A 24,672-nucleotide genomic window follows, 5' to 3' on the forward strand; every position below is an offset into this window, starting at 1 on the left:
CTCGGCTCCCGCCCCACCCGTCACCGCTCGTACAGACCCCGAGGAGTTGCCGTGCGCGACATCGTCATCATCGGATCCGGCCCCGCCGGCTGGACCGCCGCCATCTACGCGGCGCGCGCCGAACTGCACCCGGTGGTCGTGGCCTCGTCGGTCGAGATCGGCGGCGACCTGATGAACACGACGGACGTCGAGAACTTCCCCGGCTTCCCCGACGGCGTCCTCGGCCCCGAGCTGATGACCTCGATGCAGGCGCAGGCCGAGAAGTTCGGCGCCGAGACCTTCTACGACGACGTCACCTCCCTCGATCTCGAGGGCGAGGTCAAGACCGTCCACCTCGGCTCCGGCGAGAGCATCGAGGCGAAGACCGTCGTCGTCGCGACCGGATCCGCGTACCGCAAGCTGGGCCTCCACGACGAGGACCGCCTGTCGGGACATGGTGTCTCGTGGTGCGCCACCTGCGACGGATTCTTCTTCAAGGGCAAGACCATCGCCGTCGTCGGCGGGGGCGACTCCGCCATGGAGGAGGCGACCTTCCTCACCAAGCACGCCGCGAAGGTCTATGTGATCCACCGCAAGGACTCGCTCCGCGCCTCGAAGGTCATGCAGAAGCGCGCCTTCGACAACGACAGGATCGAGTTCATCTGGAACGCCGAGGTCACCGGCATCACCGGCGAGAACCACGTCGACGGCGTGAAGCTGCGCGACACGGTCGACGGCACCGAGTCCCACCTCGACCTCGACGGCCTGTTCATCGCGATCGGCAACGACCCGCGCACGCACGTCGTGCACGGCAAGCTCGACCTCACCACCGAGGGCACCATCTCGGTGGTCGGCCGCTCCTCCCAGACCTCCGTTCCCGGCGTCTTCGCCGCGGGCGACGTGATCGACCCGACCTACCGTCAGGCCGTCACCGCCGCGGCATCCGGAACGGTCGCCGCCCTCGACGCGGAGCACTACCTCGCTTCGCTCGCCGATGGCACCGCCCACACCGAAGGCTCACCCCGGGCCGAGCTCATCACCCGCTGACCGTCCGGTCATCGCACATCGGAGCCGGCAGCCCGCCGACTCGTGAAGGAGAGAACACCATGTCCACCGCGAAGAGCGTCACCGACGCATCGTTCCAGTCCGACGTCCTCGACTCCGAGAAGACCGTCCTGGTCGACTTCTGGGCCGAGTGGTGCGGCCCCTGCCGCATGGTCGCGCCGATCCTCGACCAGATCTCGGCCGAGCACGGCGACAAGATCGAGATCGTCAAGCTGAACGTCGACGAGAACCCGCAGACCGCCGCGAAGTACCAGATCACGTCGATCCCGGCGATGAAGGTGTACCAGAAGGGTGAGGTCGTGAAGACCGTCATCGGCGCCAAGCCGAAGCCGGCCCTCGAGGCCGACCTGGCCGCGTTCCTCTGAGTTCGCACTCCTGACCGCCCTGCGGTCTCCGAGAGCCCCTGTCACGTCGTGACGGGGGCTCTCCTCGTGCAGGGCTGTTTCACGTGAAACAGCCCTGCTTTGGCGCAGGCCACGATCCCTGCAGTGGCGCCCGACCGCCCCGCCGCAGCACAGGACCGGCCGGTACTGTGGATCCACCCGGCTCCGGCCGGAGAGACCCTGTCCACCGAGCGAAGCGGAACCATCGTGACCAACCGCGGCACCAACCTCGACCCCTGGTACAACTCCTACGCGGAGCGCACGGCCGGTCTGGCCGCCAGCGAGGTCCGAGCCCTGTTCGCCGTCGCGTCACGCCCCGAAGTGGTCTCGCTCGCCGGCGGCATGCCGTTCGTGTCCGCGCTCCCCCAGGACCTGGTGACCGGCGCCATCGACACCGTGATGCGGGAGCAGGGACCCGTCGCGCTGCAGTACGGGTCGGGGCAGGGCGTCCCCGTCCTGCGCGAGCAGATCCTCGACGTCATGGCTCTTGAGGGCATCTCCGCCAGCGCGGACGACATCGTGGTCACCACGGGCTCTCAGCACGCCCTGGAGCTCGTCTCGAAGCTGTTCCTGGACCCGGGGGATGTCGTCCTCTCCGAGGGCCCCAGCTACGTCACGGCGATGGTCATCTTCCGGTCGTACCAGGCCGACGTCGAGCACGTCCCCATGGACGAGCACGGGCTCATCCCCGCGGCCCTCCGCGAGCACATCGCCCGCGTGCGCGCCGCCGGGAAGACGATCAAGTTCCTGTACACGATCCCCACCTTCCACAACCCCGCAGGCGTGACCCTCAGCTGGGAGCGCCGCGTCGAGATCCTCGAGATCTGCAAGTCCGAGGGAATCCTCGTGCTCGAGGACAACCCCTACGGCCTCCTCTACTTCGAGGATGTCCCGCCGAAGGCGATGCGCTCGCTGGAGGAGGACGGGGTGATCTACCTCGGGACGTTCTCGAAGACGCTCGCTCCCGGCTTCCGGGTGGGCTGGGCTCTCGCTCCGCACGCGATCCGCGAGCGGCTGATCCTCGCCAACGAGGCGGCCGTCCTCAGTCCGTCGTCCTTCAGCCAGCTGGTCATCTCGAAGTACCTCGAGACGGCCGACTGGCGCGGACAGATCGACACCTTCCGCGGCGTCTATCGCGAGCGGAAGGAAGCGATGCTGAAGGGCCTGCAGACCCATCTGCCCGGCCTCAGCTGGACGAACCCGAACGGCGGCTTCTACGTCTGGGTCACGCTGCCCGAGGAGCTCGACTCCAAGGCGATGCTGCCGCGCGCAGTGAAGGAGCTCGTCGCGTACACGCCGGGCACTGCGTTCTACGGTAACGGAGACGGACGTCAGAACATCCGCCTCTCGTTCTGCTACCCGACGCCGGAGCGCATCGGTGACGGCATCCGCCGCCTCGCCACGGTCATCAACGGGGAGCTCGATCTGCTGTCGACCTTCGCGGGCACGGGCCGGCTGAGCAGCGCCGACGCGAGCAAGCGTGACGCCGTCCTGCCGCCGAACGTCTCCTGACACCGCTCCTTCGATAAGAAAGCCCTGGTCATGACCGATTTCTCTGTGCTCGACCGTACACTCGACATCGTCGTCATCAGCGGTGGCATCAGCCACGAGCGCGACGTCTCCTTGCGGTCGGGCCGTCGCGTGGCGGATCGTCTCTCCGCGATGGGCCACCGCGTCTCCCTGCACGAACCGGACGCCGGCCTCCTCTCGACGCTCCTGCAGAAGCGTCCGGACGTCGTCTGGCCCGCGGTGCACGGGGCGAGCGGTGAGGACGGTGCGCTCCTCGGGCTCCTCGAGGCGGCTGGCTTCGCCTACGTCGGCTCGCAGACGGACGCGGCGCGCCTGGCCTGGTTCAAGCCGACCGCGAAGACGCTCGTCGTTCGCGCGGGCTTCTCGACCCCGCGCTCCGTCACCCTCCCCCGCGAGACCTTCCGCGAGCTCGGAGCCGGCGGGATTCTGGAGCAGGTCGAGGCGCACCTGCCGGGCTCCCTCGTGGTGAAGCCCGCTCAGGGCGGTTCGGCCCAGGGCGTCAGCATCGTGACGGAGTCGTCGCAGCTCCCGCGAGCGATGGTCGAGGCGTACACCTACGGCGACGTCGTGCTCATCGAACAGCAGATCCAGGGAACCGAGGTCTCCGTCGGTGTTCTCGACCTCGGTGACGGACCTTTCGCGCTGCCGCCCGTAGAGATCGCACCCGTCGCGGGCCAGTACACCTTCGAAGCGCGCTACAACGCGGGGGAGACGCACTTCTACACGCCGGCCCGGATCTCGCCGGAGATCACGGAGGAAGTGTCCCGCGTGGCCGTCGCGATCCACGAGCTGCTGGGGCTCCGCCACCTGTCGCGACTCGACTTCATCATCGACGAGGCCGGACTCCCCTGGTTCTTCGACGCGAACGTCCTTCCCGGAATGACCGAGACCTCACTCGTTCCCCAGGCCATTGAGGCATCCGGCCGCTACCTCGGCGACGTCTACTCCACCCTCGCGAAGCTCGCAGCCTCCTGACTCCATACCGTTTCACGTGAAACGGTCCGCTGCGCGTACGCTCCTGGTCGCGAGGCTGCGGCGTTGTGAACAAGTGCGCGAAACCATGCCAGACGAGTAGCCGGATCGCGGTATATCGAGACCCGCGATCGCCCCCTTCTCCTATGACATGGGTCGAGTAGCCGCCCAACAGCGTGTCTTGGTCTTCATCAGCAGACCAGCAGTGCCTACTCCGGGGAAGAACCCGAGGCCGCGTCTCGACTCCGACAACGTCAGACACCCATCGCCGCGCCGGTCGAGTATCCGTAGATCGGCGTGGCGAGGCCCCCCTCGTCGCGCTGAACCCACCAGGAATCGACCCGGCCCAAGGGCTTCGATCGGCACCGGGTCCTCGTAGTCATGCTGGTCGAGGAACCGCATTGCTGCGTATCGAGAACCGGAGACCCTCGGTGGGTACCAGGTGAGGCATTGCCTGGAGCAAGATATCCACACCGATCGTTTCGCTATATCCGCAGACATACCGGCGAAGAGCAGTAGTGCGTCGAATCGAGGCTCACCACAATCGCCACCCGCGCCATCTTTAGGAAACGACTTGTTCTATCGACGCTGATCGACGCCAGCACCCTTCGCCATGCTGGTCGAGTAGCCACAACGCGACGTATAGAGATCCACGGGCCGAAGGGACCCCTTTAGCTTGGTTCTCCGACCTCAACTTCGCCTCGGGGGGGGGTGGTGTCTCTATTCCGCTGCTCAGGCGAGCAATCTCTTTCGAGCACTGCGATCGAAGTCGGTCCCACGATGATCCGCATGGGCGTCCAATGTTCTCGGCAGGGGCGTTTCACGTGAAACGCTTCCGCCGCCGTTGAGCAACTTCGATCCGAAATGTTGCGCCCGTTGGAGCGAGTCGAGCCGACGAGGGCCTCCCCTCCTACCTGACAAGCTCGTAGCTCTTCAATGGCTAGGCCGCCCTAGAGCGGACCGTTTCACGTGAAACGGTCCTTCCATCGTCTCTTTCAGTGCTCTCTGGGGGCGACCGCCGACGGAGTCCTCCGTCAAACCTCGGCGAACCCAGTCATCACATCTGCATCGATCCGTGAAAACGACGCAATACTGCAATTCGTCTAAGGTTGCCCCCCCGCCGGCCAATTTCTGGAGGCCGAGGAAGCACTCCTCACCGGCTACTTGCGATGCACGGACAGCCGAGGTGATCCTCATCTCGGCGGCCGACGTAGGAATGTTTCACGTGAAACATTGCGCACGCGAATATCGGCGACCATGACGTCGCCCTGGGCAGCGGAGAGCGCCACCGAGTACGACCCGCCCAGGCACCCGTCCTGCGCCCGCCAGCGAGTCACCGAAAGCGACATGAACTCCGGAGGTCAACGAGGTCTGAACTCAGCCAACCCTAGATCCGGCGCTCCACGCCTACTCAACCGCCATATAGGCGCATCGTGAGCAGCTCTATCCAGAGATCAATGCACCAGATACCCGGCGATCGTCACCGATCGGCAATACCAGCCGTATTCTCGACCAGGACCGGAGTAAGCAGCGCCCCGCAGAACCCGGAACCACTTCATCGGACTGTACCGGTCAGAAGGGCCTATCAATCCGAGAGAGGACGACAACCGAGAATCCTCAGCTCACAAGGCATCTCGAAGATCGCCCCAAGCGTGCTCATCTGCGATCGCGGTGCCGACGACGGGAGCGGATACCGCCACATCGGCGATTGCGGCCAAGAACACAGCGCGAGGCCGCGCACGCCAGCCGCACGGCGAATCAGTGGCGGCCACTAGGCCGACCCTCTACGGAGCGAGCGACACCTCAGTCGGCTCCCCGAGCTCGGCGAGGATGCGGTTCAAGTCCTGGATGGTGGCGAAGTCGATTATCATCTGGCCCTTACGTGCGCCCAGGGTGACCTTGACGCGCGTGTTCAACCGGTCGCCGAGGTGATCCGCGATCGACGAGAGGTGTCCGGAGTGCCCGCCCTGCTCCTCCACCACGGGACGCGTGGTCGTCCGCGGCGCCTTCATCTGCGCCGCGGCGGCCTCGGCGGCGCGGACGGACAGGTCCTCGTTGACGATCTTGTCGGCCAGGCGGCGCATCATCTCGACGTCGTCGAGGGACAGAACCGCACGCGCGTGTCCTGCGGTCAGGACGCCGGCAGCGACGCGGGCCTGCACATCGGCCGGGAGCCGCAGGAGACGGAGCGTGTTCGAGATCTGCGGCCGCGAACGTCCGAGCCGCGTCGCCAGGGCCTCCTGGGTGATCCCGAAGTCGCTGAGGAGCTGCTGGTAGGCGGACGCCTCCTCGAGCGGGTTGAGGTCGGCGCGGTGCAGGTTCTCCAGCAGCGCGTCGCGGAGCATGTTCTCGTCGGCCGTGTCCTTGACGACCGCGGGGATGGTGGTCAGTCCCGCGGCCTTCGAGGCGCGGAACCGGCGCTCACCCATGACGAGCTCGTACTTCGCTCCGCCGCGAGCCGTCACGGGCCGGACGACGATCGGCTGCAGCACTCCGAACTCGCGGATGCTGTGGACGAGCTCCGCGAGGTCGTCCTCGTCGAACACCGACCGCGGCTGCGCCGTGTTGGGGGTGATGTCGGCGAGGGGGAGTCGCGCCAAGCGCGCTCCGGGGACCTCGAGGAGCTCCTCGGCACGGGCCGAATCGCCGACCTGATCAGGGAAGAAGACGTCGACAGGCCGGGAGCGCGACTCGTCGCTGGTCGGGATGAGCGAGCCGATCCCCCGGCCGAGTCCCGTGCGCTTGGTCGCCATCAGCGTGCCTCTCCTTTGTGTGCCGTCTCGGGTGTCTTCCGAGCTCCGCGTCGTGCGATCTCTGCGGCCGCCTCCAGATACGCCAGCGAACCGGACGACTGCGGGTCGTAGCTGATCACGCTCTGTCCGTAGCTCGGCGCCTCCGAGATCCTCACGTTGCGCGGGATCACCGCGCGCAGCACCTCCTTCGGGAAGTGCTCTCGGACATCCGCTGCCACCTGCTGGGAGAGGTTCGTGCGGCCGTCGTACATCGTCAGGAGGATCGTCGAGACACCGAGGTTCGGATTGAGGTGCCGCTCGATCAAGTCGATGTTCTTGAGCAGCTGGCTGAGCCCCTCGAGCGCGTAGTACTCGCACTGGATCGGGATGAGCACCTCGCGAGCGGCGACGAACGCGTTGATGGTCAGCAGACCGAGCGACGGCGGGCAGTCGATGAAGACGTAGTCGAACGGCTCGTCCATGGTGTCGAGCATGCGGTCGAGCGCACGGCGGAGACGCTGCTCGCGTGCGACGAGCGAGACCAGCTCGATCTCGGCGCCGGCCAGGTGGATGGTCGCCGGCACACCGTAGAGCGAGGCGAACTCCGGGCTCTTCTGCACGACGTCCGCGAGGGGAGTGTCGTTGACGATCACGTCGTACACGCTGGCCGTCTCGGCGCGGTGCTCGATGCCCAGGGCCGTCGACGCGTTGCCCTGCGGATCGAGGTCGATGACGAGCACCTTCGCCTCACCGCGGGCGAGCCCGGCGGCGAGGTTGACGGTCGTCGTCGTCTTGCCGACGCCGCCCTTCTGGTTCGAGATCGTGATGACGCGCGTCGACTCGGGCTTGGGCAGCGGCTGGGCGTTCAGCAGTGCGCGCCGACGGGTCATGTCCGCGATCTCCCGGGCCAGGGGAGTCGAGGAATCGAAGCCTCCGGTCAGACCGGCGGAATCGGTTTGTTTCACGTGAAACCTTCGCTCAGCGAGTGGGACGGACATCAGCACCGAGGAGTCGACGGACGAGGAGTCGGGGGCTCACTGCGGCGTCGTGGCGATCATCCCACTGTAGCCCGGACGACCCTCGTCACCTCGGAGAGCACGCCGTCGCCGAGCACGACGACCTCGGGCGGGGAGAGCCGGAAACGACGGATCTGCTTGGCCGCCGCCTCGATCTCCTTCTCGGCGTTGATGCCCTTCAGCAGGACCAGCTCGCCTCCGGGCCGCAGCAGCGGCGCGGTCAGCGGGATCAGCTTCGAGAGGGCGCTGACCGCCCGAGCGGTCACCTGGTCGAGAGGCCCCGGGAGCTGCACCTCTTCGGCACGGGCGCGAAGCACTGAGATATTCTCGAGTCCGAGTCCGTCCACCTGCTCCTGAAGCCAGACGACGCGACGCTCCATCGGCTCGATGAGCACGAAGCGGACGTCCGGCCGCACGATGGCCAGGACGAGCCCGGGAAGGCCCGCGCCACTGCCGACATCACCGACCAGTCCCGGACGCAGGAGAGGGGCCACCAGGGCGCTGTTGAGCACGTGCCGCGTCCAGAGCCGGGGGAGCTCCAACGGCCCGATCAGGCCGCGCTCCTCGCCCTGGTCGGCGAGAGCCTCCGTGAAGCGCCGCAGAACGGGCAGGCGGTCGCCGGCGATCGCCGCAGCGGCTGCAGGCTCGGCCTCGAGGGTCGACTCCACGCCGCTCAGCCGCGGGTGATGACGGTGTGGCGCTCGCGCGCCTCGCCGCGCGACTCCGACACGAAGCCGCGCTCGCCCACCATGTCGTGGACCAGCTTGCGCTCGTACGACGACATGGGCGGGAGCGAGGCCGACGTGGCGCCGCCCTCGATCCGCTCGATCGCGCGGTCGACCAGCTGGGCCAGCTCCGCCTCGCGGGCGTCGCGGGAGCCGCCGATGTCGAGGATGAGGCGGGAGAACGCGCCGGTCTTCGTCTGGACCGCCAGGCGCGTCAGCTCCTGCAGCGCCTGGACGGCGTCGGGGCGGGAGAGCACCCGAGGGTTCGTGCCGCCGAAGGCGGTAAGCGAGAGGTAGGCGCGGCCGTTGCGCACCTCGATGTCCATGTCGCCGTCGAGGTCGCAGATGTCGAGGAACTCCTCGATGTAGTCGGCGGCGACGTCGCCCTCGTCCTCGAGCTGCGAGAGCGTGGACTCGGGCGCCTCGTCGACGGCGGACGCGTCCACGTCCGCGGGTGCGGACGCGTCGTCGGTGATGGTCTGCATCGGATCGGTCATGGCGGCTCTACTTCTTTCCGGCTTGCTTCTTGGAGCGGTTCTTGCTCACGGGCTGCGTGCGCTGCACGGCCTTCTTCTCGACGAGGGTGACGTCGCCGGCGGCCGTGGTCTCCTCGACCAGCTTGCCCTTGCGGCGCAGGCGCTCCTCGCGGGCCTTGGCGGCCTCGCTGCCCGGGGTCGGCATGTTCCGGATGACGATGAACTGCTGGATCATCGTCCAGATGTTCGAGGTCAGCCAGTAGAACATCACGCCGAGGGGGAAGGCGAAGCCCGAGAAGGCGAAGACGAGGGGGAGGATGTAGAGCAGGATCCGCTGCTGCTTGAACGTCGGCGAGGCCTTCGCCTCGGGCGACATGTTCTTCGAGACGATCTGCAGCTGCGTGATGAACTGCGACGCGGTCATCAGGACGACCATGATCACCGCGATGATGATGACCGGCTCCTGGCCGCCCTCGGCGAGTGCGCCCTGGATCGACTGGTGCAGCGGTGCGACGCCGAAGAGGTTCGCCTCGCCGAACTGGCGGGCGAGCGTCTCGTCGAGCGGGCCCACGCCCTTCTGGCTGTGCTGCGCCGCGTTCAGCACCGAGAACAGGCTGAAGAAGATCGGCATCTGGATCAGTAGGGGCAGGCAGGAGGCGAGCGGGTTGGTGCCCGTCTTCTTGTAGAGCTCCATGGTCTCGCGGGACATCGCCTCGCGGGACAGCTGGTCGCGCTTGCCCTTGTACTTGTCCTGGATCTTCTTGAGCTGGGGCGCGACCTCGAGCATCCGGCGCTGGCTCTTGATCTGCTTGACGAAGATCGGGATGAGCGCGGCGCGGATGACGATGACCAGGCCGACGATCGAGAGGACCCAGGTGATTCCTGCGGCCGCCTCCATGCCGGTGAAGGTCAGCAGCTGGTGGAAGGCGACGAGGAGCAGCTCGACCACCCACTTGAGGGGCCAGAGGATCGTGCCGAGGAGGTCCATGGAGTGGGGTCAGTCCTTTCGAGGGCCCACGACGAACCCGGCTCGCGTCACGGCGAAGCGGGTCCGGCCGGAAGCCGGTCGGTGCAGGGGGATCGAGGTCGGGACGTCGTCGATGCCGCCGGCCGCCCACGGGTGGCAGCGGAGCAGACGGCGGGCCGCGAGGACGGAGCCGAGGACGAGCCCGTGGAGCTGGACCGCCTGGAGCGCGTACGCGGAGCACGAGGGGTAGTAACGGCAGACGTCCCCGTAGAGAGGGGACACGACCGCCCGGTAGACGATCAGGAGCAGGACGCCGATGTTCCGCGGCAGCAGGAGGATCGCCCACCCGAGCCGGGCGAACGGCGCCTCGCGGAGGGGGAGCACGGCGGTCACGAGGACGCCCCGCTCGTCCGCGCGGCTCGCGCCATCGCGGACCACACCTCGGAGCGCAGCTCCGACCAGGGGGCGTCGGCGCTGCCGGGCAGCGCGCGGACGACGACCTGGGTGCCGGGGTCGATCTCGGGGACGAGCTCGAACGCCACGGCCTTGAGCCGGCGGCGGACGGTGTTGCGCGTCACCGCGGTGCCGACCGTCTTGGCGACGATGAACCCGAACCGCGCCGGATCGCCCGCGGAGGACCGGCGGACATACGTGACGGTGTGCGGTCCTGTGGACCGCACACCGCGACGGACGACTGTCCGGTACTCGCCTCCGTGGACGATGCGATTGGCTCTGGCCAGCACCGCTGGTCGGTACCGCTCGCTGCTAGGCGGAGAGCTCGGTGCGCCCCTTGGCGCGGCGCGCGCTGAGGATGCCGCGGCCGGCACGGGTGCGCATGCGCAGACGGAAGCCGTGCACCTTGGCGCGACGACGGTTGTTCGGCTGGAAGGTTCGCTTGCTCATAATCAGATCTCCACGTACGTGTTCCGCGGCGCGAACCGGCACCACCCGCTCGGGCGGAGACTCGGATCCTCCGGGAAGAAGGGGTGCCCGGCTGCGGAATCCGCTCGGCCTGCGAGGGCCGCACGGACGACACCGGGCAGGCGTCAACTGATTTAAACTACGGCCTGTTCCGTCACCGGTCAAATGTGGACGGCGCGAAACCTCGATCATGCACACGGGACACGGGGTTCCGCGCATTGACACGCGGGTGTCGCTGTGGTGGATTTGTCTCCCGTCGGCTCCGTTCGTTACGGTGTTGAGCCGCAGTTATCCACAGGTGGGATCCGCGTCCTCCCGCGCCCGCACAGGCATCGCTCGAGGCCGGTGGACAACCCTGTGGAGAGAGCGGCACTCGAGACCCGGCTCCGCGCCCGGTCCGCGACGCCCCTGCAGCGGGCGGCGACGGGGCCGGCGGAGACGGCGATCCCGCAGCGACTTCACAGCGACAGCACCCAGGACCGGAGACAGATGGCAGACGACACGTCGATGGTCGACGCGTGGAACGTGATCCTCGGCGCACTGTCCCAGGACGAGCGGATCACCGCTCCCCTCTACGGGTTCGTCTCGCTCGTGGAGCCCAAGGGCATCATGGCGGGCACCTTCTACCTGGAGGTCCCGAACGAGTTCACCCGCGGGATGCTCGAGCAGCGCGTGCGCGTGCCCCTGCTCAGCGCGATCGGGACACTCGACGACTCCTTCGGCGTCACGACGTTCGCCTTCGTGGTGAACCCCGACATCGAGCACGAGCCCCTCAGCTCCCCGTCGTCGCAGGAGTCGATGAACCCGTTCGAGCCGATCACCGCCTCCTCTACCACGGTCTCGCCCACCCGCGGGGTCGAGGAGCTTCGGACTGTTCAGGCGACCGACACCCGGCTAAACCCGAACTACACCTTCGACCACTTCGTCATCGGAGGCTCCAACCGGTTCGCGCACGCCGCGGCCGTCGCCGTCGCCGAGGCTCCCGCCAAGGCCTACAACCCGCTCTTCGTCTACGGCGACTCCGGGCTCGGCAAGACGCACCTCCTCCACGCCATCGGCCACTACGCGATGAGCCTCTACCCGGGGATCCGCGTGCGGTACGTCTCGAGCGAGGAGTTCACGAACGACTTCATCAACTCGATCGCGAACAACCGGGGCAACGCCTTCCACGGTCGCTACCGCAACGTCGACATCCTCCTGATCGACGACATCCAGTTCCTGCAGGGGAAGGCGGAGACGCAGGAGGCGTTCTTCCACACCTTCAACCAGCTGCACGACCACAACAAGCAGGTCGTGATCACGTCCGATCTGCCGCCGAAGGCCCTGACCGGCTTCGAGGACCGGATGCGCTCGCGCTTCGAGTGGGGCCTCATCACCGATGTGCAGGCTCCCGACCTCGAGACCCGCATCGCGATCCTCCGCAAGAAGGCGGTCAGCGAGAAGCTGCTCGTGCCCGACGACATCCTCGAGTTCATGGCGTCGAAGGTGTCGAGCAACATCCGCGAGCTCGAGGGGACGCTCATCCGCGTCACCGCGTTCGCGAGCCTGAACCGCACGCCGGTCGACATGTCGCTCGTGCAGAACGTGCTGAAGGACCTGATCACGCTCGACGAGGACAACGTCATCTCGCCGGTCGACATCATCAACCACACCGCGGACTACTTCAAGCTCACGGTCGACGACCTCTACGGCTCGTCGCGCTCGCAGGCCGTCGCCACCGCGCGCCAGATCGCCATGTACCTGTGCCGCGAGCTGACGAACCTCTCGCTGCCCAAGATCGGCCAGCTGTTCGGCAACCGCGACCACACCACGGTCATGTACGCGAACAAGAAGATCTCGGAGCTCATGAAGGAGCGCCGCAGCATCTACAACCAGGTCACCGAGCTGACCACCCGCATCAAGACGAACCGCTAGTCGGTAGTCGTACGGTCCCCGGGACCACCTGTCCCGGGTGACGTGTCCGGGGGTCCATCGGCGTCCGTGCGCGGTGGTCGGGTAGTCGCTCCCCTCTCTTCATGTGAGGGGAGGCGACGGGGATCGCGGCGCGAGCAGCAGGGCGTCGGTGTCGGCGCGCGTCGAGATCGGGCGAAGGCGCTGGCGGGGGTCTCGATACGGCTCGCTGGGGCTACTCGACCAGCATGAACCGCACGTGCTCAAGGGGTCCGGGTGAGCGGCTGAGCGGCCGGCGTGCGATCGGACGGTGTCGATCCGCCGAGCGACGGCCAGGAGAGCAGCGCAGGGGAGAGGGAGCGCGCATCGTCTTCCGCGCCGCTCGGACGGCGCGAGCCGCGTTCGACGGTCTCCGTCGTGACCCGGCGACGTCGTCGACGGACTCCTCGACCCACTGCGCGGGCCTCGGACACGCCGCCTCGCGCGCCTCGGAGGGCCGATTTCCACAGTGTGAGGAACCTGTGGATAACTGTGGACAACCGCCTCGGGACTGTGCGCCGGGAGAGCCCGCCTGTGGAGGGCGACCGGTCGGCTCGGATCCCTCCACAGGGCGTCCACGGGCCCGCTCACACTCCCTCCACAGGGGCGGGTCCCTCCGATCCCACCCAGGAGTAAGGGTCCGAAGCGTTTTCCACAGTTTCCACACGTGTTAACACTGTTAACGCAGTTCTCTCTTTAATGAAGCCTCGACCGGCAACCTCTCCACAGCGGCTCGGGAGTGCTCGGCGGTCCACCCCCTTCCGAGCTCGTCGAGCCCGGCGGGTACGATGGGCGACGGTCTTCGTCCGCGACTCGTCAGGGGTGTACTCGTGAGGTTCCAAGCCAACCGCGATGTCTTCAGCGAGGCGGTGTCCTTCGCGGTCAAGCTGCTTCCGCAGCGCACGACCCTGCCGATCCTCTCCGGAGTCCTCATCGAGGCGACCGCCGAGGGTCTGACGCTGTCCTCCTTCGACTACGAGGTGTCCGCGCAGACGCAGATCGCGGCCGACGTGGAGGAGACGGGGACCGTGCTCGTCTCGGGCCGTCTGCTCGCCGACATCGCGAACCGCCTCCCCAACGCTCCCGTGCGCATCGCCACGGAGGAGTCGCGCGTCTCGGTCTCGGCCGGCTCGGCGCACTTCACGCTCCTGCAGATGCCCGTGGAGGAGTACCCGAGCATCCCCGAGATCGATGCCTCCACCGGCCTCGTCCCGGCCGACGCCTTCGCGGCCGCCGTCTCGCAGGTGGCGGTCGCCGCCTCCCGCGACGACGTGACCCCCGTCATCACCGGCGTGCAGCTCGAGATCACCGAGAACACGATCGGCCTCGTCGCGACGGACCGCTACCGCGTCGCCGTCCGCGAGATCGACTGGGACAACGGGGACAACCCCGCGCCCACCCAGCCGCTCACCGCCCTCGTGCCCGCGCGCACGCTGCAGGAGGTCGGCAAGACCTTCGGCCACTCCGGCACCGTCTCCGTCGCGATCACCAACCGCGACGAGCGCGAGCTGATCGCCTTCACCGCGGACCGCAAGACCGTCACGTCGCTGCTGATCAAGGGCAACTTCCCGCCCGTGAAGCGCCTCTTCCCCGCCTCCGTCGAGAACTACGCGGTCATGTCGACCAGCGACCTCATCGAGGCCACCCGCCGCGTCTCGCTCGTGCTCGAGCGCGAGGCGGCCCTCCGCTTCAGCTTCAGCAGCGACGGCCTCACCCTCGAGGCCATCGGCTCGGAGCAGGCGCAGGCGTCCGAGAGCATCGACGCGATCGTGACCGGCGACGACGTGGTCGTCTCGCTCAAGCCGCAGTTCCTGCTCGACGGCCTCGCCGCCGTCCACTCGGAGTTCGTGCGCATCGCGTTCACGAAGACCGAGAACCCCAACAAGCCCGGCCCCGTCCTGATCACCGCGCAGACCTCGCGGGAGCAGCCCGGCAGCGACAGCTACCGCTACCTGCTCCAGCCCAACCTGCTGCTGCGCTGACCACTCCCCGGATCGCAGAGCCGCGACCGCCCCGCTCCCGACGAGCGCCCGCCCGCCGGACAACGAATCCAGGAAGGTTCACCATGCACATCGGACTCGTCGGCCTCGGCAAGATGGGCGACAACATGCGCTCCCGCCTCCGCTCCAAGGGGCTCGAGGTCACCGGCTACGACCGCAATCCCGACGTCTCGGACGCGGCCTCTCTCGACGAGATGATCGCCGCACTCCCCTCGCCCCGCATCGTCTGGGTGATGGTGCCGGCCGGCGAGATCACCGACGCGGTCGTCAAGGACCTGTCGGAGAAGCTCAGCGAGGGCGACCTCGTCATCGACGGCGGCAACTCCCGCTTCACCGAGGACTTCAAGCACGACGCGCTGCTGAAGCCCAAGGGCATCCACTACATCGACGCGGGCGTCTCCGGCGGCGTCTGGGGACTCCAGAACGGCTACGGCCTGATGGTCGGCGGCCCGAAGGAGCTCGTCGAGTACGCCATGCCCGTCTTCGACGCGCTGCGCCCCGAGGGCCCCCGCGAGGAGGGCTTCGTCCACGTCGGCGAGGTCGGCGCCGGCCACTACGCGAAGATGGTCCACAACGGCATCGAGTACGCCCTGATGCAGGCGTTCGCCGAGGGCTACGAGCTGCTCGAGACCCGCAGCGACATCATCAAGGACGTCACCGGCACCTTCAAGGCGTGGCAGCGCGGCACGGTCGTGCGCTCCTGGCTGCTCGAGCTCCTCGTCCGCGCCCTCGAGCAGGACCCGGACTTCAAGAACATCGAGGGCTACGTGCAGGACTCGGGCGAGGGCCGCTGGACCATCGAGGAGGCCATCAACAACGCCGTCCCGGTGCCCACGATCAGCGCCTCGATCTTCGCCCGCTTCGTCTCCCGCCAGGAGGACTCCCCCGCGATGAAGGCCGTCGCAGCGCTCCGCAACCAGTTCGGCGGGCACTCCGTCAAGGCCGTCGACTGAGTGGGCTGGTGAGGACTGCCTCCGGCAGTCCTCACGGCGGTCGGCTTCCGGAGGGGGGCGCGTTCCGCAGGGCCGGTGACGGACGGCGGACTGCGGCCCGCCGCCCCCGTGAGGCAAGGATGCTCTCACGGGGGCGGCGGGCCTCCGGCCGCCTCCACCTTGCTACCGGCGTCGGGCGGCGAGCCTGCGGCCGCCTTCACGGGCGGGGACGGGGCGCCGCCGATCATGCTGGTCGAGTGGCCCCGCGACGGCGCATGGAGACCGGCCCGACGGATGGTCTTGCCAGCATGCTGGTCGAGTAGCCCCGCAGGGCGTGTCGAGATCCGGGACGAACGCCTGGTCGGCAGTGGGACAGCGGGCCGCAGGCGCCGGAGCGGGTGGATCGGCCGATCGGGACGGGCGAGGAGCCCGCAGAGGTGCAGGGAAGGCCCGCGACGACGGGTGGAGGAGAGGAGCGCGACGTGCAGGTGACGCAGCTGGCGCTCAGCGACTTCCGGAACTACGAGTCGGTCGACGTCGAGCTCGTGCCCGGACCGAACCTCTTCGTCGGCCGCAACGGCCAGGGCAAGACGAACCTCGTCGAATCGCTCGGCTACCTCTCCACCCTGGGCTCGCACCGCGTGTCGAGCGACCAGGCGCTCATCCGCGCCGGCCGGGACAGTGCCGTGGTGCGCGCCCGCCTCCGCAACGGCGAGCGCGACCTGCTGGCCGAGGTGCAGATCAACCGCTCCTCCCCCAACCGCGCGCAGATCAACCGCGGCGGGATCAAGCCGCGCGAGCTCCCCCGCTTCTTCTCCAGCGTCCTCTTCGCGCCGGAGGACCTCCTCCTCATCCGCGGCGACCCGTCGGCCCGCCGCCGCTTCCTCGACCAGCTGGTGATCCTCCGCTCCCCGCGGATGAGCGCCGTCCAGGCCGACTACGAGCGGGTGCTGCGCCAGCGCAACTCGCTGCTCAAGTCCGCACGGGCGAGCGGCGTCCGCGACCCCTCGAAGCTCGGGACCCTCGACATCTGGGACGAGCGCCTGATCGCGCTCGGGACCGAGATCATGCAGTCGCGCCTCACCCTGGTGGAGGAGCTGAGCGGACCGGTGCGCGCCGCGTACGAGGCGGTCGCCGGTGCCGACCAGCGTCCGGTGCTCCGCTCCCGCCTGAGCATCGAGGGCGCGGTCGACGACGACGGCGAGCCCGTGGAGCAGCCGGGCGCCGCGTCACCGGCGGCGGGCGAGGGACTGGCGGAGGCGTTCGCGTCCGCGCTGGCCGGGGTGCGACGCCGCGAGCTCGACCGGGGCGTCTCCCTCGTCGGCCCGCACCGCGACGACGTGCAGTTCGAGCTGAACGCGCTGCCGGCCAAGGGCTACGCCAGCCACGGCGAGAGCTGGTCGTTAGCCCTGGCGCTGAAGCTGGGCACCGCGGAGCCGCTCCGGCGCGACTCCCCCATGGGCGATGCGGTGCTGATGCTCGACGACGTCTTCGCCGAGCTGGACGCTCGCCGGCGCGAGCGCCTCGCCTCGGTGGTCGCCGACTACGAGCAGGTCCTGATCACCGCGGCCGTCTTCGACGACGTCCCGGAGGCGCTGGCCGCGCACACCGTGCGGATCGAGGCCGGCCGGATCGTCGGCACGGGCGCCACCGCCGCGCCGATCGCCGTGCCGGAGCCGATCGCACCCGACTCCGCCTCGTCCGATCCTGTGTCCTCCGACTCCCCTCCTCCCGGTCCCGAGTCCTCCCGCCCCTCTTCTCCCGATCCGGTCTCGTCCGTTTCCCCTTCTCCTGGCGCCGTCTCCTCCGCCGCGGCGTCCTCCGCGGAGCCCGCGTCCCCAGCGCCGGCGTCCACAGATCCCGCGTCCCCGGAGCCGCCCGCCCCGTCGGAGCCGTCCGATGGCTGACTCCCTCCGCCGCGGAGCCCCCGCACCCGACTCCGAGGCCGCCCGCGTCTACCGCCACCTCAAGGAGGTGTTCGGCGCCGACGGCCCGCGCCGCATCCGGAAGACCGTCGAGCGCGCCGAGCCCAAGGGCGACGCGATCCCGTTCGGCAAGGGCCGCGACCCGCACGACCTCGGCGACGTCCTCGACTCCCTCACCGTGAAGCTCGGCTGGACGGCACCGCTGGCGCAGGGCGACCTGATGTCGTCGTGGACGGCGATCGCCGGCGAGGAGACCGCGAAGCGCTCGACTCCGGTGGGCGTCGTCGACGGCGTGCTGACGGTCGCGTGCGAGTCCACGGCGTGGTCGACCCAGCTCCGGCTGATGCGGATCGAGATCATGAACCACATCGCGGTGAACTTCCCCGACGCGGGCATCGCGTCGATCCGTTTCCAGGGCCCGGACGTCCCGAACTGGAAAAAGGGTCCCAGGTCGATTCCAGGGCGTGGTCCGCGCGACACCTACGGCTGAGGACGCATTTTCGGTCGACCGCCGATCTTTCGCGCCTCAGATCGCCGTCCAGCGCTTCGGATCGACCCGGCACGCGGTAGAATGGAGGGCCGCCGAACCGCAGTGACGCCGCCGCGCGGGCGATCTCCAGATCACCGTGCGCGTCGCGACGGACCGTCAGAGGAGAACTCCACAGCTATGACTCACGAGCCGAACGACTCCACGTCACCCGCAGCGAACGACCTGGACGCGAACGGCTCAGCAGCCCCCTCCGCTCCGCACGAGAGCATGTCGACCAAGTCGTCCGGTGACTACGGCGCGAACCAGATCCAGGTCCTCGAGGGCCTCGAGGCGGTCCGCAAGCGCCCCGGCATGTACATCGGATCCACGGGTCCGCGCGGTCTGCACCACCTGGTCTACGAGATCGTCGACAACGCCGTCGACGAGGCGCTCGCGGGCTACTGCGACAACATCGAGATCCTGATGCGCGCCGACGGAGGCGTCACCGTCTCCGACAACGGCCGCGGCATCCCGGTCGACATGCACCCGACCGAGGGCATCTCCACGGTCGAGCTGGTCCTCACCGTGCTGCACGCCGGCGGCAAGTTCGGCGGCGGCGGCTACGCGGTCTCCGGCGGCCTGCACGGCGTCGGCTCCTCCGTGGTCAACGCGCTGTCGACGCGACTCGACGTCGAGGTCAAGCGCCAGGGCGCCGTGTACCGGATGAGCTTCACCGACGGAGTGCCGGACGCCCCGCTCGAGAAGGGCGAGGCCAGCGACGAGACCGGCACGACGATCACCTTCTGGCCCAACGCCGGCATCTTCGAGACGGTCGAGTTCGACTACGAGACCCTGCGCGCGCGCTTCCAGCAGATGGCGTTCCTCAACAAGGGCCTGCGCATCGCGCTGACCGACCAGAACGAGGTCGAGTTCGAGGGGGAGGGCGAGAACGAGACCGAGGGCGACCGGACCGACGTCTTCCACTACGAGAAGGGCCTCGTCGACTACGTCGAGTACATCAACTCGCTGAAGAAGTCGGACCTCGTGCACTCCGAGATCATCGACTTCGAGTCCGAGGACACCGAGCGCCGCATCTCGCTCGAGGTCGCGATGCAGTGGACCACGGCCTACACCGAGAGCGTCCACACCTACGCGAACACCATCAACACCCACGAGGGCGGCACCCACGAGGAGGGCTTCCGCGCCGCGCTGACCACGCTGGTCAACCGCTACGCGCGCGCGAACAACCTGCTCAAGGAGAAGGACGAGAACCTCTCGGGCGACGACATCCGCGAGGGCCTCACCGCCGTCGTGTCGATCAAGCTCGGCGAGCCGCAGTTCGAGGGCCAGACCAAGACGAAGCTCGGCAACACCGAGGCGAAGGCGTTCGTGCAGCGCGTGGCCGGCGAGCAGCTGGCCGACTGGTTCGACCGCAACCCGAGCCAGGCCAAGGACATCATCCGCAAGGCGATCCAGGCGGCCTCGGCCCGCATGGCGGCGCGGAAGGCGCGCGAGACCGCCCGCCGCAAGGGCCTGCTCGAGGGCGGCGGCATGCCGGGCAAGCTCAAGGACTGCCAGTCCAAGGACCCGTCGATCTCCGAGATCTTCATCGTCGAGGGCGACTCGGCGGGAGGATCCGCGGTGCAGGGCCGCAACCCCGAGACGCAGGCGATCCTCCCCCTCCGCGGCAAGATCCTCAACGTCGAGAAGGCGCGGCTCGACCGCGCTCTCGGCAACAACGAGGTCCAGGCGATGATCACGGCGTTCGGCGCCGGCATCGGCGAGGACTTCAACCCCGACAAGGCGCGATACCACAAGATCATCCTGATGGCCGACGCCGACGTCGACGGCCAGCACATCACGACGCTGCTGCTGACGCTCCTCTTCCGCTACATGCGCCCGCTGATCGACCTCGGCTACGTGTACCTCGCGCAGCCGCCGCTGTACCGCCTCAAGTGGTCGAACTCCCCGCACGAGTACGTCTACAGCGACCGCGAGCGCGACGCCCTGATCGCGCACGGCTCGGCGACCAACAAGCGCATGCCCAAGGAGAACGGCATCCAGCGCTACAAGGGCCTCGGCGAGATGGACTACAAGGAGCTGTGGGAGACCACGATGGACCCCGCCACGCGGACCCTCCTCCAGGTCACGCTCGACGACGCGGCCGCGGCCGACGAGATCTTCTCCACTCTCATGGGCGAGGACGTCGAGTCCCGCCGTTCCTTCATCCAGAAGAATGCGAAGGACGTGCGCTTCCTCGACATCTAGTGGTCGAGGAAGCGCACGTCCTTCGAAAGACGGCGGCCGGGCGGTCCAGTGGACCGTCCTCGCGACCACCTCGAACACGTGACGGCGGCCCTCGATGGGCCGCATCCTCGACCAGAACACGACAGAGGCCCTCACCGGCCCGCACACCGACGACACACCTGACACCCAGCGCGACCGCCGCCCCCGCTTCTCCGGGGCACGGACCCACCTGAGAGACCAGAGATCATGGCAGAAGAACCCACCACCCCCACCGGCCCGGACGAGAGCGACGACATCGTCACCGAGACCGGTGTGGTGATCCACGGTCACGACAAGATCGAGCCGGTCGACCTGCAGCTCGAGATGCAGCGCTCCTACCTCGACTATGCGATGAGCGTCATCGTCGGGCGAGCCCTGCCGGAGGTGCGCGACGGCCTGAAGCCCGTGCACCGCCGCGTGATCTACGCCATGTACGACGGCGGCTACCGTCCCGACAAGGCGTTCTCGAAGTGCTCGCGCGTCGTCGGCGACGTGATGGGCCAGTTCCACCCGCACGGCGACTCCGCGATCTACGACGCGCTGGTCCGTCTGGTGCAGCCGTGGAGCCTCCGCTACCCGCTCGCGCTCGGGCAGGGCAACTTCGGCTCCCCCGGCAACGACGGCGCGGCCGCCCCCCGGTACACCGAGACCAAGATGGCGCCGCTCGCGCTCGAGATGGTCCGCGACATCGACAAGAACACCGTCGACTTCCAGGACAACTACGACGGTCGGACGCGCGAGCCGGCGATCCTGCCGGCCCGGTTCCCGAACCTGCTCGTCAACGGCTCCGTCGGCATCGCGGTCGGCATGGCGACCAACATCCCGCCGCACAACCTGCGCGAGGTCGCCGCTGGCGCGAAGTGGGCGCTCGAGAACCCGGACGCGACGCGCGAGGAGCTCCTCGAGGCGCTGCTGCAGCGGATCAAGGGACCCGACTTCCCCACCGGTGCGCAGATCCTCGGCGTCCGCGGCATCCAGGACGCGTACCGCACCGGCCGCGGCTCGATCACGATGCGCGCCGTCGTCTCCATCGAGGAGATCCAGGGCCGCACCTGCCTCGTCGTCACCGAGCTGCCGTACCAGGTGAACCCGGACAACCTGGCGATCAAGATCGCCGAGCTGGTCAAGGACGGGCGCGTCTCGGGCATCGCCGACATCCGCGACGAGACCTCCGGTCGCACCGGCCAGCGCCTCGTCGTCGTCCTCAAGCGCGACGCCGTGGCGAAGGTGGTGCTGAACAACCTCTACAAGCACACGCCGCTTCAGGAGAACTTCGGCGCGAACATGCTCGCGATCGTCGACGGCATCCCGCGCACGCTCTCGCTCGACGGCTTCATCCGCGCCTGGGTCGACCACCAGGTCGAGGTCATCGTGCGCCGCACCCAGTACCTCCTCGACGAGGCGGAGGCGCGGATCCACATCCTGCGCGGCTACCTCAAGGCGCTCGACGCGCTCGACGAGGTCATCGCCCTCATCCGCCGCTCCCCCACCGTGGAGGAGGCGCGCGACGGCCTGATGGAGCTGCTCGACATCGACGAGGTGCAGTCCCGCGCCATCCTCGACATGCAGCTGCGCCGCCTCGCGGCCCTCGAGCGCCAGAAGATCATCGACGAGCACGACCGGATCCAGGCCGAGATCGAGGACTACAAGTCGATCCTCGCGAGCCCCGAGCGCCAGCGCACGATCATCTCGGACGAGCTCGACGAGATCGTCGACCGCTTCGGCGACGACCGCCGCACCGAGATCCTCTTCGGGTTCGACGGCGACATGAGCGTCGAGGACCTGATCCCCGAGGAGGAGATGGTCGTCACCGTCACCCGCGGCGGCTACCTCAAGCGCACCCGGAGCGACTCCTACCGGGCGCAGCACCGCGGCGGCCGCGGCGTGCGCGGCGCGCAGCTGAAGGCCGACGACATCGTCGAGCACTTCTTCGTCACCACCACGCACCACTGGCTGCTGTTCTTCACGAACACCGGTCGCGTGTACCGCGCCAAGACCTACGAGCTGCAGGAGGCCGGCCGCGACGCCAAGGGCCAGCACATCGCGAACCTGCTCGCGCTCGAGCCGGGGGAGCAGATCGCGCAGATCCTCGACATCCGCGACTACGAGGCGGCCCGCTACCTCGTGCTCGCCACGCGCGACGGCCTCGTCAAGAAGACGGCCCTCTCGGAGTACGACACGAACCGCTCCGGCGGCATCATCGCGATCAAGCTGCGCGACGGCGACGAGCTCGTCTCGGCGCTCCTGGTCGAGGAGGACAGCGACGTGCTGCTGGTCTCCCGCAAGGGCATGTCGATCCGCTTCACCGCGTCCGACGAGGCGCTGCGTCCGATGGGCCGCTCCACCTCCGGAGTCCGCGGCATGTCGTTCCGCGGAGAGGACCGCCTCCTCGACGCCAACGTCGTCAGTGACGAGGGCTTCGTGTTCGTGGTCACCGAGGGCGGCTACGCCAAGCGCACCGCGGTCGACCAGTACCGCCTCCAGGGACGCGGCGGGCTGGGCATCAAGGTGGCCAAGCTGGAGGAGAAGCGCGGCGACCTCGTGGGCGCCATCATCACCGGAGAGGACGACGAGGTGCTCGTCGTGCTCGCCAGCGGCAAGGTGGTACGCTCTGCGGTGGCCGAGGTACCGGCCAAGGGTCGCGACACCATGGGAGTCGTCTTCGCACGATTCGCTGAGGACGACCGCATCATCGCACTCGCCAAGAACACCGAACGCAATCTCGACGCCCAGGACGAGGATCCCGACGCCGCGGCGCCGGCCGAGTCCGCTCCGGTGTCGGAGGAGGATGGGTCCGTAGATGAGTAGCACCGTCGCCGAGAAGCTCGCCAGGAAGTCCGCGAAGAGCCCGGCGGCGAAGCAGGTCCGCCTGAAGCTCGTCTACGTCGACTTCTGGTCGGCCGTGAAGCTCTCGTTCCTGCTGGGCCTGACGCTCGCGATCATCACGATCGTCGTCGTCTACCTGGTCTACACGGTCCTGGCCCAGACGGGCGTTTTCGACGAGGTCAACGGCCTCGTGCAGGACATCGCCGGCGCGGAGGCGTTCGACCTCAACACGATCATCTCGCTGCCGCAGGTCATGGGCTTCGCGATCGTCGTCGCGGTGCTGAACACCATCGTCACCACCGCGCTCGGCGCGATCGTGGCGCTGCTGTACAACCTCAGCGTCAAGATCACCGGCGGCCTCCTGGTGGGCTTCACCAACCAGTAGGGCGCACGGTCCGGCCGATTGGGATTCCTGCTCGATGTCGGGTAGAGTCTCCTCTGGCCATTCCGGGGGTATAGCTCAGGCGGTTAGAGCGCTTCACTGATAATGAAGAGGTCCCAGGTTCAAGTCCTGGTACCCCCACCCGGTCCGAACGGCCCGTCACCTCGCGGTGGCGGGCCGTTCGACTCTCGGAGACGGATCGCCCCGTCTCCGGCGCGGGGCCTTAGCTCAGTTGGTAGAGCGCCTGCTTTGCAAGCAGGATGTCAGGAGTTCGAATCTCCTAGGCTCCACACTTCCTCCCCTCTCGCGGGTGCTTCCCCTTCGCCGGCCCTTCTGGTCCACCGGCCCACGGCACTCCGGGTCCTCCGCCGTCGCGGGGTCACCGTGTCGAGGTCTTCGGCGGCCTCTCCTGTCGCCGACCGTGCCGTCGTGCGATCGAGGTCGCCGCTCGGACGGCCGAGCCGCCCGCTCAGCGGTCCACGCAGGCGAGGCCGAGGAACTGCTGGACCGAGAGGGTCTCGGACGTGCCGTCGCGGATGTCGCCGACGATGATCTCGCCGACGGAGAGCGTGTCGAACTGCTCGGCCGTGAAGACGACCGGGCGGGCGAGCACGGAGCGGTCGGTCGCGTAGGCGCCCAGCGCGAGGTCGACGCCGAGCGGGAACCGCTCGATCACCGTGTCGGCCGGCCAGACCGTGGATCCGGAGAGGTCGGTCGCGCCCAGCTGCGTGACCGGTGACGGGGAGACCCAGCGGGTGACCCTCCGCAGCCCGTCGCCGATGGTCAGGGGGGCGGAGTCGGAGGCGGCGAGGTCGAGGCCGTCGACGGATCCCGAGCACACGACGACGACGCCGAGGACCTCGCCGCGCTCGCCGCCCCGTCCGAGCCCGACCGCGGCCGTGGTCACCGGCTCCTCGGAGGCGCATCCCGAGAGCGCGAGGGCGCCGAGCAGAACGACGGTGCTCGCGAGCGCGGCGCGACGGTGCATGGGTCCTCCCGCGGCCACCCTACGCGGGCAGGGCGAGTGCCAGAGCGGCGAGAGCCTGCGGGAGGGAGGGGGCGCCCTCCGCCCGGAAGACCACCTCTCCGGCCGTGTCTCGCACGACGACCGTGGGCGTCGAGCGGATGCCGGCGGCCTCGGCCTCGACGGGGTGGAA

Annotated in this window: 20 protein-coding genes, 2 tRNA genes and 1 pseudogene; 14 read left to right on the forward strand and 9 right to left on the reverse strand. The window is 68.5% G+C overall.

The window, feature by feature from the left end; translation table 11 throughout:
* Window positions 1-51 precede the first annotated feature (51 nt).
* The 4 genes from trxB to C5C74_RS01390 all read left to right on the forward strand — a co-directional run bounded on the left by trxB (window position 52) and on the right by C5C74_RS01390 (window position 3,932).
* A complete protein-coding gene (trxB, locus tag C5C74_RS01375) occupies window positions 52-1,026 on the forward strand; it encodes a thioredoxin-disulfide reductase (protein ID WP_104222688.1) in 975 nt (324 codons plus the stop codon).
* Window positions 1,027-1,085: 59 nt separating this feature from the next.
* Window positions 1,086-1,409 (forward strand): thioredoxin, encoded by a 324-nt coding sequence (trxA, locus tag C5C74_RS01380; protein WP_104222687.1) that lies wholly within the window; start codon window positions 1,086-1,088, stop codon window positions 1,407-1,409.
* A 225-nt stretch (window positions 1,410-1,634) separates the two neighbouring features.
* The gene (locus C5C74_RS01385; RefSeq protein ID WP_104222686.1) at window positions 1,635-2,939 is read left to right on the forward strand and encodes a PLP-dependent aminotransferase family protein; all 1,305 of its coding nucleotides are present in this window, start codon (window positions 1,635-1,637) and stop codon (window positions 2,937-2,939) included.
* 30 nt (window positions 2,940-2,969) lie between these two features.
* A complete protein-coding gene (locus C5C74_RS01390) occupies window positions 2,970-3,932 on the forward strand; it encodes an ATP-grasp domain-containing protein (RefSeq protein ID WP_104222685.1) in 963 nt (320 codons plus the stop codon).
* Between the two features lie 1,781 nt (window positions 3,933-5,713).
* On the opposite strand, the gene C5C74_RS01395 is transcribed toward C5C74_RS01390, so the two are convergent.
* The 8 genes from C5C74_RS01395 to rpmH all read right to left on the reverse strand — a co-directional run bounded on the left by C5C74_RS01395 (window position 5,714) and on the right by rpmH (window position 10,748).
* Complete coding sequence (locus C5C74_RS01395; protein WP_104350853.1) at window positions 5,714-6,682, reverse strand: ParB/RepB/Spo0J family partition protein; 969 nt, start codon at window positions 6,680-6,682, stop codon at window positions 5,714-5,716.
* Complete coding sequence (locus C5C74_RS01400; protein WP_258064073.1) at window positions 6,682-7,551, reverse strand: ParA family protein; 870 nt, start codon at window positions 7,549-7,551, stop codon at window positions 6,682-6,684. The genes C5C74_RS01395 and C5C74_RS01400 overlap by 1 nt, the downstream gene beginning before the upstream one ends.
* A gap of 164 nt (window positions 7,552-7,715) precedes the next feature.
* Window positions 7,716-8,345, reverse strand: coding sequence for a 16S rRNA (guanine(527)-N(7))-methyltransferase RsmG (rsmG, locus tag C5C74_RS01405; RefSeq protein ID WP_104350815.1), 630 nt, complete (start codon window positions 8,343-8,345; stop codon window positions 7,716-7,718).
* A gap of 5 nt (window positions 8,346-8,350) precedes the next feature.
* Window positions 8,351-8,899: a R3H domain-containing nucleic acid-binding protein gene (locus C5C74_RS01410; RefSeq protein WP_258064071.1), complete on the reverse strand. Its 549-nt coding sequence runs from the start codon at window positions 8,897-8,899 to the stop codon at window positions 8,351-8,353.
* A gap of 7 nt (window positions 8,900-8,906) precedes the next feature.
* Window positions 8,907-9,866 carry a membrane protein insertase YidC gene (yidC, locus tag C5C74_RS01415; RefSeq protein ID WP_104222681.1) on the reverse strand — a complete coding sequence of 320 codons (960 nt, stop codon included), beginning with the start codon at window positions 9,864-9,866 and terminating at the stop codon, window positions 8,907-8,909.
* Window positions 9,867-9,875: 9 nt separating this feature from the next.
* Entirely contained in the window at window positions 9,876-10,229 is a 354-nt protein-coding gene (yidD, locus tag C5C74_RS01420) for a membrane protein insertion efficiency factor YidD (RefSeq protein WP_258064072.1), read from the reverse strand.
* 5 nt (window positions 10,230-10,234) lie between these two features.
* Window positions 10,235-10,588: a ribonuclease P protein component gene (rnpA, locus tag C5C74_RS01425; protein WP_104350854.1), complete on the reverse strand. Its 354-nt coding sequence runs from the start codon at window positions 10,586-10,588 to the stop codon at window positions 10,235-10,237.
* 22 nt (window positions 10,589-10,610) lie between these two features.
* Complete coding sequence (gene rpmH / locus C5C74_RS01430) at window positions 10,611-10,748, reverse strand: 50S ribosomal protein L34 (protein WP_055784512.1); 138 nt, start codon at window positions 10,746-10,748, stop codon at window positions 10,611-10,613.
* A 627-nt stretch (window positions 10,749-11,375) separates the two neighbouring features.
* Between rpmH and dnaA the strand changes: the two genes are divergently transcribed.
* From dnaA to C5C74_RS01480, 10 genes and pseudogenes are all read left to right on the forward strand, one after another.
* Window positions 11,376-12,680 carry a chromosomal replication initiator protein DnaA gene (gene dnaA / locus C5C74_RS01435; protein WP_374953481.1) on the forward strand — a complete coding sequence of 435 codons (1,305 nt, stop codon included), beginning with the start codon at window positions 11,376-11,378 and terminating at the stop codon, window positions 12,678-12,680.
* 845 nt (window positions 12,681-13,525) lie between these two features.
* Window positions 13,526-14,677 (forward strand): DNA polymerase III subunit beta, encoded by a 1,152-nt coding sequence (dnaN, locus tag C5C74_RS01440; protein ID WP_104232992.1) that lies wholly within the window; start codon window positions 13,526-13,528, stop codon window positions 14,675-14,677.
* Window positions 14,678-14,760: 83 nt separating this feature from the next.
* Window positions 14,761-15,648, forward strand: a complete 888-nt coding sequence (gene gnd / locus C5C74_RS01445; protein ID WP_104222677.1) for a phosphogluconate dehydrogenase (NAD(+)-dependent, decarboxylating) — start codon at window positions 14,761-14,763, stop codon at window positions 15,646-15,648.
* 461 nt (window positions 15,649-16,109) lie between these two features.
* Window positions 16,110-17,273 (forward strand): annotated as a pseudogene (gene recF / locus C5C74_RS01450) (DNA replication/repair protein RecF); the annotation flags it as partial.
* A 253-nt stretch (window positions 17,274-17,526) separates the two neighbouring features.
* Window positions 17,527-18,042 carry a DUF721 domain-containing protein gene (locus C5C74_RS01455; protein WP_104350856.1) on the forward strand — a complete coding sequence of 172 codons (516 nt, stop codon included), beginning with the start codon at window positions 17,527-17,529 and terminating at the stop codon, window positions 18,040-18,042.
* Between the two features lie 267 nt (window positions 18,043-18,309).
* On the forward strand, window positions 18,310-20,289 hold the full coding sequence (gene gyrB / locus C5C74_RS01460) for a DNA topoisomerase (ATP-hydrolyzing) subunit B (RefSeq protein ID WP_208543372.1): 1,980 nt from the start codon (window positions 18,310-18,312) through the stop codon (window positions 20,287-20,289).
* A 225-nt stretch (window positions 20,290-20,514) separates the two neighbouring features.
* A complete protein-coding gene (gene gyrA, locus C5C74_RS01465; RefSeq protein WP_104222674.1) occupies window positions 20,515-23,115 on the forward strand; it encodes a DNA gyrase subunit A in 2,601 nt (866 codons plus the stop codon).
* The gene (locus C5C74_RS01470) at window positions 23,108-23,518 is read left to right on the forward strand and encodes a DUF3566 domain-containing protein (RefSeq protein ID WP_104222673.1); all 411 of its coding nucleotides are present in this window, start codon (window positions 23,108-23,110) and stop codon (window positions 23,516-23,518) included. Before gyrA ends, C5C74_RS01470 begins: the two co-directional genes overlap by 8 nt.
* Window positions 23,519-23,582: 64 nt before the next feature.
* Window positions 23,583-23,656: transfer RNA gene (locus C5C74_RS01475), tRNA-Ile, on the forward strand.
* A 76-nt stretch (window positions 23,657-23,732) separates the two neighbouring features.
* Window positions 23,733-23,805: transfer RNA gene (locus C5C74_RS01480), tRNA-Ala, on the forward strand.
* Between the two features lie 179 nt (window positions 23,806-23,984).
* On the opposite strand, the gene C5C74_RS01485 is transcribed toward C5C74_RS01480, so the two are convergent.
* The gene (locus C5C74_RS01485; RefSeq protein WP_104222672.1) at window positions 23,985-24,503 is read right to left on the reverse strand and encodes a hypothetical protein; all 519 of its coding nucleotides are present in this window, start codon (window positions 24,501-24,503) and stop codon (window positions 23,985-23,987) included.
* Window positions 24,504-24,672: the final 169 nt, after the last annotated feature.

Source organism: Rathayibacter sp. AY1E8, assembly GCF_002931415.1.
Classification (GTDB): Bacteria; Actinomycetota; Actinomycetes; order Actinomycetales; family Microbacteriaceae; genus Rathayibacter.

What these genes read in the sequence shown, in the direction of transcription:
- C5C74_RS01395 (WP_104350853.1), bottom strand. Translation starts at nt 6,682, where the DNA reads ATGGCGACCAAGCGCACGGGACTCGGCCGGGGGATCGGCTCGCTCATC.
- C5C74_RS01390 (WP_104222685.1), top strand. Translation starts at nt 2,970, where the DNA reads ATGACCGATTTCTCTGTGCTCGACCGTACACTCGACATCGTCGTCATC.
- trxA (WP_104222687.1), top strand. Translation starts at nt 1,086, where the DNA reads ATGTCCACCGCGAAGAGCGTCACCGACGCATCGTTCCAGTCCGACGTC.
- C5C74_RS01400 (WP_258064073.1), bottom strand. Translation starts at nt 7,551, where the DNA reads ATGACCCGTCGGCGCGCACTGCTGAACGCCCAGCCGCTGCCCAAGCCC.
- C5C74_RS01470 (WP_104222673.1), top strand. Translation starts at nt 23,108, where the DNA reads ATGAGTAGCACCGTCGCCGAGAAGCTCGCCAGGAAGTCCGCGAAGAGC.
- gnd (WP_104222677.1), top strand. Translation starts at nt 14,761, where the DNA reads ATGCACATCGGACTCGTCGGCCTCGGCAAGATGGGCGACAACATGCGC.
- C5C74_RS01485 (WP_104222672.1), bottom strand. Translation starts at nt 24,503, where the DNA reads ATGCACCGTCGCGCCGCGCTCGCGAGCACCGTCGTTCTGCTCGGCGCC.
- yidC (WP_104222681.1), bottom strand. Translation starts at nt 9,866, where the DNA reads ATGGACCTCCTCGGCACGATCCTCTGGCCCCTCAAGTGGGTGGTCGAG.
- rpmH (WP_055784512.1), bottom strand. Translation starts at nt 10,748, where the DNA reads ATGAGCAAGCGAACCTTCCAGCCGAACAACCGTCGTCGCGCCAAGGTG.
- gyrB (WP_208543372.1), top strand. Translation starts at nt 18,310, where the DNA reads ATGTCGACCAAGTCGTCCGGTGACTACGGCGCGAACCAGATCCAGGTC.
- C5C74_RS01455 (WP_104350856.1), top strand. Translation starts at nt 17,527, where the DNA reads ATGGCTGACTCCCTCCGCCGCGGAGCCCCCGCACCCGACTCCGAGGCC.
- dnaA (WP_374953481.1), top strand. Translation starts at nt 11,376, where the DNA reads ATGGCGGGCACCTTCTACCTGGAGGTCCCGAACGAGTTCACCCGCGGG.
- gyrA (WP_104222674.1), top strand. Translation starts at nt 20,515, where the DNA reads ATGGCAGAAGAACCCACCACCCCCACCGGCCCGGACGAGAGCGACGAC.
- C5C74_RS01410 (WP_258064071.1), bottom strand. Translation starts at nt 8,899, where the DNA reads ATGACCGATCCGATGCAGACCATCACCGACGACGCGTCCGCACCCGCG.